The organism is Treponema sp. (genome assembly GCF_045657965.1).
In the GTDB taxonomy this organism is placed as follows: domain Bacteria; phylum Spirochaetota; class Spirochaetia; order Treponematales; family Treponemataceae; genus Treponema_D.
Genome location: NZ_JAZOUG010000105.1, coordinates 1 through 5,060 on the forward strand (window position 1 = coordinate 1; position 5,060 = coordinate 5,060).

The 5,060-nt window shown below is 39.1% G+C and carries 4 protein-coding genes; all 4 read right to left on the reverse strand.

Annotated features, from left to right (window positions below; translation table 11 throughout):
• A partial coding sequence (locus ACKI5B_RS03945) for a chemotaxis protein CheW (protein WP_407426047.1) occupies positions 1–1,236 on the reverse strand: 1,236 nt, incomplete at its 3' end.
• Between the two features lie 11 nt (positions 1,237–1,247).
• Entirely contained in the window at positions 1,248–3,620 is a 2,373-nt protein-coding gene (locus ACKI5B_RS03950) for a chemotaxis protein CheW (RefSeq protein WP_407426049.1), read from the reverse strand.
• A 57-nt stretch (positions 3,621–3,677) separates the two neighbouring features.
• On the reverse strand, positions 3,678–4,304 hold the full coding sequence (gene purN / locus ACKI5B_RS03955) for a phosphoribosylglycinamide formyltransferase (protein ID WP_407426051.1): 627 nt from the start codon (positions 4,302–4,304) through the stop codon (positions 3,678–3,680).
• A 4-nt stretch (positions 4,305–4,308) separates the two neighbouring features.
• On the reverse strand, positions 4,309–5,060 hold a 752-nt coding region (locus ACKI5B_RS03960), incomplete at its 5' end, for a hypothetical protein (protein WP_407426053.1).

The window sequence follows — 5,060 nt, forward strand, 5'->3', positions numbered from 1 at the left end:
TAAATCCCGTGCAAATATTATATCACAAGTCGGCAGATTGTTGGTATTGGCACAATCATGATATTCGAACATTATACTGTCACGAATTTCAGGAATGAATGTGAAATCTCCATTTGCCTTTTTTGTGATATATGGCGCATACCAGTCATTTGCAACTTCACCAGGAACAGCAAGCAACGGCGCATTTGAAATATTAAGAAGGTCTACTTCATGTGCATAGATTCGGATTTTTGCTTCCGGGTAGCGTTTCTTCAGAATACATGCTAAAGAATATGTTTCGCTTCCTTTTCCGCAGCCTGGATTCCATACAACAATCTGCTTTGCAGCATTATCTGGCAGAGCTTTATAAATTGAATCTGCATAATTTTTATCCCACCAGGTTCCGCTGAAAGATGAGAAGAAATCTTTTAAGAAAATATCTGCATCTGATGCTGACTGAAGCTGTGTTTTATCTTTGCCACGTTCCTTTTCCCATTCTTTGTAGCGTTTCTGCATCCATTTGTCATTTAGAGGTGATGCAGTGAATTTACGCATTGAAGCCAGTGATTCAACTACAAACGAGTAATCAACCTTTTCTTCTTTTGCTGGAGCAGCTTTCTGAGGCTGTTTTTTACTTCCGGTAACGGGTGCAGAGATTCTTGCTGACATTTCTTTTACAACATCAGCTTCTGCAGATTTTACATCAGCTTTTGAACCGAAAATCCGTTCAATGTCGAGAAGAATATACAGACGGTTATTTACTTCTACAACACCCTGAATGTATTTGATATTAATATCACCAAATAACGGATGAGGAGGGTTGATGCTTGATTTTTGAATACCTACAACCTTATCGATTTCGTCAACGACAACGCCAAAAGTAAGTTCTCCAATTGAAACAATAAGCATGTTTTCCAGTGCATCGTATTCACGTTCAGGCATATCAATATTAAAAAACAAGCGTAAATCAATGATTGGAATAATATCACCGCGTAAATTATAAACGCCAAGTACAAAAGGCAAAGCATTCGGCACATAGGTAAATCTTCCTGCTTTAGCAATTTCCTTGACTTTCATAATGTCGATAGCATAATCTTTGCCAGCGAGTGAGAATGTGACCATTTTATAGTCAACAACAACCATGTTATCTTGTTTTTCAACAACTGCAGAATCAGGTCCTGCCAGACTTTGCAGATTACCAAGACTTTCCTTAAGAACGGAGTTGATTGAAGGTTTTTCTTCTGCTGTGTTTTCCATAAATCTTCTCCTTATTCACCAAATCCTGTTTCTTGTCTAGCTTGAATTTCCTGACGGACGCCTAATTCAAGCAATTGTGTAACATCGATGATAAGCGATACTGAACCATCACCTAAAATTGAAGCACCTGAGATACCAGGAGACTGCGTGAACTGATCACGTAAAGGCTTGATTACAACATCTTCTTCACCGATAAGATTGTCGACCATTACACCGATTTTCTTGTCCTGAGAACCGACGATTACAACAAAGCAGTATTCACCGTCTTCATTAGTACGAATATTGAACAGCCGGCTTAGTCTGAGAACGCTTATAACTTCGTTTCGGACATTAAGAACTTCGTAGTTATCGATTGTATTGATTTCTGATTTCTTTACACGGACACTTTCGATAACTGATGCAATCGGAATTGAATATACTTCACGGCCAACTCTAACAAGAAGACCTTGAATAATTGCAAGTGTAAGAGGCAGACGAATTGAAAATTTCGAGCCCTTTCCGTGCTCTGATGTAACCTGAATTGTGCCGTTAAGCTTTTCAATCATGGTTTTAACTACATCAAGACCTACACCGCGGCCTGAAACATTTGTAATCTTTTCTGCGGTTGAGAAACCAGGCATAAAAATAAGCTGTGCTGCTTCCTGATCAGAAAGAACTTTTGACGGATGAATAAGCCCTTTGTCGATAGCCTTTGCTTTGACTTTGTCGACGTTGATACCGCCGCCATCATCTACGACATCGATTACAATGCTGTTGCCTTCATTTGCAGCTTTAAGAAGAACAGTACCTGTTTCGTCTTTGCCGGCATTTTTGCGTTCTTCCGGGGATTCAATACCATGATCAACTGAGTTTCGTACACAGTGCATGATTGGATCCATGAGGTCATCAACTACTGTTTTATCAAGTTCGGTATCTTCACCTTCAAGAATCAGATTGACTTTTTTGCCAAGGTCTTTCTGTAAATCACGTACAACACGCGGGAAACGGTCGAAAACCTGACTGATAGGAACCATTCGGATTTTCATGATACCTTCCTGCAGTTCGCCTGTGATTCGACCGAGATTCTGCGTAGAAGAGTGGAATTTTGAGTTTAAATCTTTGAAGCGGTTTTCAAAAGCATCAAAGAATGTAGCAATATCGCCAAATTCATTAGAGATGTTTGTTTTTATATCTTTAACAGCTACACCATTTTGAATTTCTTCGAGATACTGTGGAAGCTGTTCAAACATGCGTCGAATCTTCTCTTTGTAAGAAGTATCCAGAGTCTGGAACTGAATGAGCATATCTGCAAACTGCTGCTGACTCTGGTTAAATGAAGCTTTAGTAATGACTGTTTCAGAAACAAGATTCATAAGGTTGTCAACACGCTTTGAATCTACGCGGAGAATAGTGCTCTGCTGTGCGTGACCTGAAGCAGGAGCTGCTTTAGCAGCTGGTTTAGCAGCTTCTTTTTGTGCAGCCGGCTGAGCAGCGGCTTGAGGTGCCGGCTCTGGAGCAGCAGCTTTTGGAGCTTCTGCAGCAGGAGCAGGAGTAACTGCCGGCTGAGGAGCTGGTGTTGAATCTGCAGCAACTGCATCGTCGATGTTTTTTGCATCAACGCTTAATGTAACGTCGTCAAGGAAAGCTGTATCTTCAAGCTGGTCAGCTGTGTTTGCTGAAGCTACGAAATACACTACTTCTTTGTGGAATTCATCTTCATAGAGTGCATCAAAATCCGGAATTGTTTTTAAAACTGTACCACAGGCTTTAAGAGCAGCGAAAACCTGAATTCCACCAACAGAATTCATAGGATTGTTTTCATCGAAACTTACTGAAATTGACCAGAGTTTCTGACCTGCTTCGCAGCCCTGCTTTAATTCGGCAAGCTCATATTCTGAAAGTGAAACTGTTGGAGCGCCAGAAGAAGTACTTTGTGCAGCCGGTTTTGGAGCAGGTGCAGGAGCCGGCGATGGAGACGCAGCTTTGGGAGCTGGAGAAGCACTTGTGCCACCTGCTATCATGCCTTTAATTTTTTCGGTAATTTCGTCTACGCTTTCACCATAAACAGAACCGTTTGTACGTGCTTCGAGCATAGCCTTTATAACATCAAGTGCTGTTAAAAGTGTGTCGACAACATCTTCTGTAACTTTTACTTTATCGGAACGGACTTCATCAAGAAGGTCTTCCATGGTGTGCGCAAAATGTGCTATTTCAGAAAATTCGACTGTAGCTGAGTTACCCTTTAATGTATGGGCAGCACGGAAAATTTCATCGATTGCATCATGGTTATTAGGATCGTTCTCGATGGCAAGAATATTGCTTTCGAGATTATCAACCATGAGTTCTGATTCTGAGAAGTAGTCTTTTAACAATTCTTCATTTGTAGCGTCAAGATAATCACTCATACTATCTATTTTAACAGTTAGATTTTCAAAGTCAAGTAAAAACAGAAATAATTTAAGTTAATTTTTATTCATACTTGCCAAAATACATACACCTTCAATCATGGCTTTGTGTTCTTCAGGTGCAATTCTTTCATAAAGTGATTCAGGGGTGTCACCGGGAAGGACTGGAACTTTTTTTTGTACCAGAATCTTTCCTGTATCACAGCCGGAGTCAACAAGATGAACTGTACAGCCGCTTTCTTTTTCACCGCTGGCTAAAACAGCTTCATGAACATTGTGCCCCCACATACCGACACCGCCGAATTTTGGAAGAAGAGCAGGGTGCAGATTAATGATTTTGCCGGAATATTCATTTATGATTGATCCGCCCAGAACTGACAGATAGCCGGCAAGTACAATGGCTTCGATTTGATATTTCCTGCATAAATCAAGAATTGCATCGCTTATTGCAATGCGTTTTTCATCACGAGTGGCTTTTTCTGCATTTTCTTTACCAAGTACAGAAAAAGGGCTGCGGATTTCTGCAGGAATTCCTGCATTTTTTGCCCGTTCGAGTGCATAAGCATTTTTTGTATTCGAAATTACGAGTGCGATGTGGTACGGACAATCAGCATGAGACTTTTCATAGTCTATTAATGCCTGTAAATTTGTACCGCCTCCACTTACTAAGACAGCTATTTTCATATAATTATTCTACTACTTCCAGTAATTTTATAAAATACCTTGCAGCATTATCATTCGGCCGGCCTTCATTAAGTTTCTTAAATATAGCGAGTGCTTTCTGTTTATCACCTTTTTCAAGTAAATCCATTGCCTGATTCCAGTATTTTGTATAATTCCAGAGTTTTTCATTATCATCACTTAGTTTTCCTAAAACTTCATAATTTTCATTTAGTTTACGGATTATGCAGCTGTTTTTCAGGTTTTCGCCTGCTTTTTCATTTACTATAATGCCGGTAAGCCCTGTTTTTTGTGAAAAATCACATAATGAAAGCGCTTCTTTCCAGGAATTATCACAAATTTTAAATGAAAATTTTTCTTTTGCACCGGTGAAGCCTGTATTTATCGAATCAGTAAAAAGAGCTGTCTGTGTAGAAACCTTTACTTTATTGTGATTTAAAATAAAAAAGGCGGTATACAAATCATCATTCATACCGTCGATTTTGGGAGAAAGAGGAATTGTTTTTATATCTGCGTTGATTTTTTTATCTGTATCTTTTATAGAAAAAGCTGTGTTTAAGGCAAGTTCACAATGATTTTCTGAGAATAAGGCAGGTGAAAAGATTGAGACGATTGAAAAATCTGTATAATAAGATTCAATAATTCCATTAAAAGTCATAATCTGATCAAAAATATTTTCTAAATAGTAATTTAAAAAGCAGGTGTACTGATTATCAGAAAGTAAGGAAGAAATCGTTGGAAGATTAAGAATTTTTGAGG